This is a genomic window from Cryobacterium sp. 10I1 (assembly GCF_035019805.1).
Lineage (GTDB): Bacteria > Actinomycetota > Actinomycetes > Actinomycetales > Microbacteriaceae > Cryobacterium > Cryobacterium glucosi.
Genome location: NZ_JASJVF010000189.1, coordinates 1 through 6,455, shown reverse-complemented (window position 1 = coordinate 6,455; position 6,455 = coordinate 1). Strand labels below are relative to the sequence as shown.

Below are 6,455 nucleotides of genomic sequence, written 5' to 3'. Positions count from 1 at the left end.
CGGCCTCGCCCAGCTCTTCTTCGATCCTCAGCAGCTGATTGTACTTGGCAACGCGCTCGGAGCGGGCAGGCGCTCCGGTCTTGATCTGGCCGGCATCCGTCGCGACCGCGAGGTCGGCGATGAAGGTGTCTTCGGTCTCACCGGAGCGGTGCGAGATGACGGTCGTGTAGCCGGCGCGCTGCGCGAGGGCAACGGCGTCGAGCGTCTCGGTGAGGGTACCGATCTGGTTGACCTTGACGAGGATCGAGTTGGCCGTGCCGAGGGCCAGGCCCTTGGCAAGACGCTCCGGGTTGGTCACGAACAGGTCGTCTCCGACGATCTGCACGAGGCCGCCGATTTCGGCGGTGAGGTGCACGTAGCCATCCCAGTCGTCTTCCTCGAGCGGGTCTTCGATCGACACGAGCGGGTAGGACTTGACGAGGTCGACGTAGTACGCGGACAGCTCCTGGGCAGAAAGTTCCTTGCCCTCGAAGTGGTAGACGCCGTCCTTGTAGAACTCGGACGCGGCGCAGTCGAGTGCCAGGCCGATGTCCTTGCCGGGCGTGTAGCCGGCGTTGGTGATGGCTTCGACGATGAGGTCGAGTGCCGCACGGTTGCTCGGGAGGTTCGGAGCGAATCCACCCTCGTCGCCGAGGCCGGTGGAGAGGCCCTTCGACTTGAGCAGGGCCTTCAGGGCGTGGTACGTCTCGGTGCCCCAGCGGAGGCCCTCGGCGAAGGACTCGGCACCGAGCGGGACAACCATGAATTCCTGGATGTCCACGTCGTTGTCGGCGTGCGAGCCACCGTTGATGATGTTCATCATCGGGACCGGAAGGGTGTGCGCGTTCGGGCCACCGAGGTAGCGGAACAGGGGCAGGCCGGCCGAGGTGGCTGCGGCCTTGGCGACGGCCAGGCTCACGCCGAGGATGGCGTTGGCGCCGACGCGGTGCTTGTTCTCGGTGCCGTCGGTTTCGATAAGTACGGCGTCGACGATGCGCTGGTCGGTGGCGTCGAGGTCCTCGACTGCCGGGCCGAGCTCGTCGATAACGGCGTCGACGGCCTTGAGGACGCCCTTGCCGAGGTAACGCGACTTGTCGCCGTCGTGAAGTTCATAAGCTTCGAACGCACCGGTGGATGCGCCCGACGGAACGGCGGCACGGCTTACGGAGCCGTCATCAAGCAATACCTCGACCTCGACGGTCGGGTTGCCTCTGGAGTCGAGAATCTCGCGCGCTACTACTGCCTCAATGAGAGCCACAGCTATCTCCTGTTTCCTGTTATTTCCTAATGGGTGGGGTGTTGGTATGGGGGGAACGTGCAGGAAGACGACACTGTGTTCCAATCATGTAACAGTCTAGCGACGGAGGCTCCGAGCGCGGGAATCAGCCCGCGAGCGGGCGGAAGTCGAGCGCGGCGGCGTCCGCTGTTTCATCGGTGACGAAGGCGTACCGCCCATAGCCCGCCTCGGCAGCGCGACCGAGCAGGGCCTTGAGGTTCTTGGTGCGGTGTTCGAGCCGCACCCGCAGGCCCTCGGCGACGAGTGCGGTCTTCAGGGCGACGAGGCGGCCGGGAGCCGCGTCCTTCTCGTGGATGAGCACAACGGCGTTCTCGGCGGATGCGCCGGTGCCGCCGAGCAGGTCGACGATGCGTTCGAAGCCGATCGAGAAGCCGCAGGCGGGAACGTCGACGCCGAGGAATCGGCCGATCATGCCGTCGTACCGGCCGCCGCCGCCGAGCGAGTAACCGAGATCGGGGTGCGCGATCTCGAAGATCGTTCCGGTGTAGTAGCCCATGCCGCGCACGAGCGTCGGGTCGAAGACGAGGTCGGCGCCGGGGAGCGCGTCGCGGAGGGCGAGCAGGTCGGCGTAGGCGACCGGGTCGAGCCAGGCGGGTGCTGCGGACGCATCGGGCTCGCCGGCCGAGCCGAGCAGGTCCCAGCCGGCCGAGGCTATCGAGCGGAGGGTCTCCGCGATGCCGTCGGTGGGGATGCCGAGGCCGTCGAGTTCGGTGACGACGCCGTCGACGCCGATCTTGTCGAGCTTGTCGATCGTGATCAGGGCCCGCTCGAACAGATCCGCAGGGACCTGCCAGTACGCGAGCAGGGCGGTGAGGATGCGGCGGTCGTTGATGCGCACCGAGCAGCCGGTGAGGCCGAGGGCGTCGAGGGCGGCCATCGTCGCCGTGATGAGTTCGATCTCGGCGAGCGGGCCCGCCTCGCCGATGATGTCGATGTCGCACTGCACGAACTGGCGGTACCGGCCCTTCTGCGGGCGTTCGGCCCGCCAGACCGGGGCGATCTGGATCGCCCGGAACACCGTGGGCAGGGCGGCGCGGTGCGTCGCGTAGAACCGGGCGAGCGGGACGGTGAGGTCGAAGCGGAGGCCGAGGTCGGCGAGGCCGAGCAGGTCGCCGGACTCCGCGGCGGCGAGGGCGTCGGCAGGGGCGAGGCCGCGCTTGAGCACCGCGAAGCCGAGCTTCTCGTTGTCGCCGCCGAGGCCGGAGTGCAGCCGGGCGGAGTCTTCCATGACCGGGGTCTCGATCTCGTCGAAGCCGTGCGCGGCGAAACTGCGCCGGATCACGCCGAGCGCGTGCTCGCGACCGGCCTTCTCAGCGGGGAGGAAGTCGCGCATGCCGCGCGGCGGGGTCACCTGTGTTGCCATGGAATCCATTGTCTCAGGTCGGGCCGGGCGGCCCGGCCCAGTGGCGGTCAGTCGTTGTCGGCGGGGAGGCCGATGATGCCGGCATCCGAGAAGTCGGTCGCGGCATCCGCTGCACCGTCGAACCCCGCGCTGTCGAACCCCGCACCGTCGAGCCCCGCGCTGTCGAGCTCAGCGGCACGGATCTCGTCCTGGAGCCCGCGCACGGCGGTGCGCAGGGCGCGTTCGGAGTCGAGGCCGCGAGCCTTCGCCGCGGAGACGATCGCGAGCAGCAGGGGGCCGAGCTCGTCCTCGCTCTCGAGCGGGAGCGGGAAGTCGGCGCCGTCCGCATCGAGCAGCCCGATCTTCTGGGCGCGCCCGAGCACCTTGTCAGCGAGGGCGAGAGCGGGCATGCCTTGCGGGATGCCGTCGAGTACGCTCGTGCGGCCGGGCTTCTCGGTGGCCTTGAAACCGTCCCAGGCCGCGGCGACGTCGTCCGCGGTCGCGAGGTCGAGGTCTCCGAAGACGTGCGGATGCCGGCCCTCGAGTTTCCGGGTGAGGCTCGCGGCGACATCCTGCAGGTCGAAGTCCTCGCCGGCGGTGTGCGCGGCGAGGTCGGCATGGAAGAGGACCTGGTAGAGCACGTCGCCGAGTTCCTCGAGGAGTTCCTCGCGGCCACCGGCCTCGATCGCCTCGACCAGCTCGTGGCTTTCCTCGAGCAGGTAGGGCACGAGGGAGGCGTGGGTCTGCTCCATGTCCCAGGGGCAGCCGCCGGGAGCGCGCAGCCGCGCGACCGTCCGGACGAGGACGTCGATCGGGGTATCGGTCCGCGGGTCGATCGGGGCGTCGATCGGGTTGGCGTCGGTCACGACTTCCTCCTGGGGTTGGGGTTCTGCGTGGTCGTCGGTGCAGCCTTGGGTGCGGCGCCCGGCGCAACGGGCTCCTCGATGGGACGGGGGAAGATCGCGGCGAGCAGGGAGCCGGCCCAGGCGATCAGGGCGGCGTCGCCGAGCGGTTCGTCGTTGATCCGCGGCATCGGCACCATGATGGCCCCGGTTGCGACGGTGTACCGCGAGCCGGGGTACATCCGCTTCAGGCGTACCTGCATCGAGTCGGCGAGGTCGGCAGAGGCGACCCGCAGGTTGGAGCCCATCGCGACGACCTCGCTCAGGCCGGCCTGCTGGGAGAGCCAGCGCAGCCGGGAGACCAGGATCAGGTTCTGCACCGGTTGCGGGGGTTCGCCGTAGCGGTCGGTGAGTTCCTCGAGCACGAGGTCGATCTGGTCCCTGGCCGCGGTCGGCGAGCTCGCCGCGGAGAGCTTCTGGTAGGCCTCGAGGCGGAGGCGCTCGCTGTCGACGTAGTCCTCGGGGATGTGCGCGTCGACGGGCAGCTCGAGCCGGAGCTCGGTCTGGCCCTCTGCGACGTCGCCGCGGAAGGCGCTCACCGCCTCGCCGATCATCCGCAGGTAGAGGTCGAAACCGACCCCGGCGATGTGCCCGGCCTGTTCGCCGCCGAGCAGGTTGCCTGCCCCGCGGATCTCGAGGTCTTTCAGGGCGACCTGCATGCCGGCGCCGAGCTCGTTGTTCGCGGCGATCGTGGAGAGCCGGTCGTGGGCGATCTCGGTGAGCGGCTTGTTCTCGTCGTAGAGGAAGTATGCGTACGCGCGCTCCCGGCCGCGGCCGACCCGGCCGCGCAGCTGGTGCAGCTGGCTCAGCCCGAACTTGTCCGCCCTGTCGATGATGATGGTGTTCGCGTTGGCGATGTCGAGGCCGGTCTCGATGATCGTCGTCGAGACGAGCACGTCGAACTTGCGCTCCCAGAAGTCGACGACGACCTGTTCGAGCTGCGCCTCGGGCAGCTGCCCGTGTGCGACGGCGATCCGGGCCTCCGGTACGAGTTCGGCGATGTGAGCGGCGATCCTGTTGATGCTCGACACCCGGTTGTGCACGACGAAGATCTGGCCTTCGCGGAGCAGCTCGCGCCGGATGGCCGCGGCGACCTGCCGGTCGGAGTACGGCCCGACGAACGTGAGGATCGGGTGCCGGTCCTCCGGCGGGGTCGCGAGGGTCGACATCTCGCGGATGCCCGTGACCGCCATCTCGAGGGTGCGCGGGATCGGCGTCGCGCTCATGGCGAGGATGTCGACGTTGGTCTTGAGCTTCTTGAGGGCGTCCTTGTGCTCGACGCCGAACCGCTGCTCCTCATCGATGATGACGAGGCCGAGGTCCTTGAAGATGATCGACCCGGTCAGGAGCCGGTGGGTGCCGATCACCAGGTCGACCGTGCCGTCGAGGATGCCGGCGACGGTCTCCCGGGATTCCTTCTCGGTCTGGAACCGGCTCAGGGCGCGGATGTGCACGGGGAACCCGGCGAATCGCTCCTGGAAGGTCTCCATGTGTTGGCGCACCAGCAGGGTCGTCGGCACCAGGATCGCGACCTGCTTGCCGTCCTGGATCGCCTTGAATGCTGCGCGCACGGCGACCTCGGTCTTGCCGAAGCCGACGTCGCCGGAGAGGAGCCGGTCCATCGGGATGGGCCGTTCCATGTCGGCCTTGACCTCGTCGATCGTCGTGAGCTGGTCGGGGGTCTCCGCGAACGGGAACGCCTCCTCGAGCTCGCGCTGCCAGGGCGTGTCGGGCCCGAAGGCATGGCCCTTGCTCGCCATCCGTGCCGAGTAGAGCTTGACGAGCTCGACGGCGATGTCCCGCACCGCGTGCCGGGCCTTCGACTTCGCGCTCGACCAGTCGCTGCCGCCCATCTTGCTGAGCGCGGGCGCCTCACCGCCGATGTACCGGCTGACGAGGTCGAGCTGGTCGGTGGGCACGAAGAGCTTGTCGCCGGGGTGCCCGCGCTTGGACGGTGCGTACTCGAGCACGAGGTACTCGCGCTTGGTCTTGACCGGGTTGCGGCCGCCGCTCGACACCTCGCGCTGGGTCAGTTCCACGAACCGGCCGATGCCGTGGGTCTGGTGCACGACGTGGTCGCCGGCCTTGAGCTGCAGCGGGTCGACGACGTTCTTGCGCCGGCTCGCGAGCTTCTTCACCTGGCGGGCGTCATAGCCGACCGTGCGTCCGTAGAACTCGGACTCGCTGACGAGGGTGAGCTTCGTCTCGGCGAGCTCGAAACCGTGGTCGACGGATGCCTTCAGCAGGTAGGCGATGCCGGGTTCCGGCTCTGACGGCCATTCGGTCACGATCCGGGCGGGGAGTTCGTGCTCGGCGAGCACCGCGGCGGCTCGTTCGACGAGCCCGGCACCCTGGGCGAGCACGCCGACGGTCCAGCCGTCCTTCATCCGGCTGCTGAGGTGCCCGATGGCGCCCTCGACGCTGCCCTGGAAACTGGGGACCGCCTCGCCCTCGACCCTGAGGGTGAGGAGGTCGTCGATTTCGCGGTGCTCTGGCAGGACCGGGGCATCCGTCGGGGCGGCCTGGAAGGAACTGAAAGTCCACCAGACGTGCGCGGAGGCCGGCGCGCCGGGAGCGGTGTGCGTGACCGAGTCGCGCAGCCGGCCGAGGGTGAGGAAGTCGCCGGACTCGAGGTCGATCGGGGCGTCTGCACCCGCGGTCGCTGCGCTCCAGGCCGCCCCGAGGAACTCGCGGTTCGTCTCGGCGAGGCTGATCGCCCTGCTGGCGACACGTTCGGGCGAGACCACGGCGACGGCGGCTTCGGCGGGGAGGTAGTGCGTGATCGGCACGAGCCGGTCGACGAGGGCGGGCGCGAGGCTCTCCATGCCCTCGACAGGGATACCCTCCGCGATCTTCGCGAGGAGGCCGGCGAGGCTGGGGAACTCGTGCTGCATCTCGCGGGCGCGCTGCCGCACGGCGGGGCTCAGCAGCAGCT

At 69.1% G+C, this 6,455-nt stretch carries 4 protein-coding genes; all 4 read right to left on the bottom strand.

What is annotated here, in order from left to right:
* The coding region (gene eno / locus QN345_RS14120) for a phosphopyruvate hydratase (RefSeq protein WP_323508775.1) at positions 1 to 1,237 on the bottom strand (1,237 nt) is incomplete at its 3' end.
* A 124-nt stretch (positions 1,238 to 1,361) separates the two neighbouring features.
* The gene (hisS, locus tag QN345_RS14115) at positions 1,362 to 2,639 is read right to left on the bottom strand and encodes a histidine--tRNA ligase (protein WP_322136231.1); all 1,278 of its coding nucleotides are present in this window, start codon (positions 2,637 to 2,639) and stop codon (positions 1,362 to 1,364) included.
* Positions 2,640 to 2,686: 47 nt separating this feature from the next.
* The gene (locus tag QN345_RS14110; RefSeq protein WP_322140702.1) at positions 2,687 to 3,484 is read right to left on the bottom strand and encodes a MazG family protein; all 798 of its coding nucleotides are present in this window, start codon (positions 3,482 to 3,484) and stop codon (positions 2,687 to 2,689) included.
* Positions 3,481 to 6,455 (bottom strand): transcription-repair coupling factor (gene mfd, locus QN345_RS14105; protein WP_323508774.1); only part of this gene is annotated, 2,975 nt, incomplete at its 5' end. The genes QN345_RS14110 and mfd, both read right to left, overlap by 4 nt.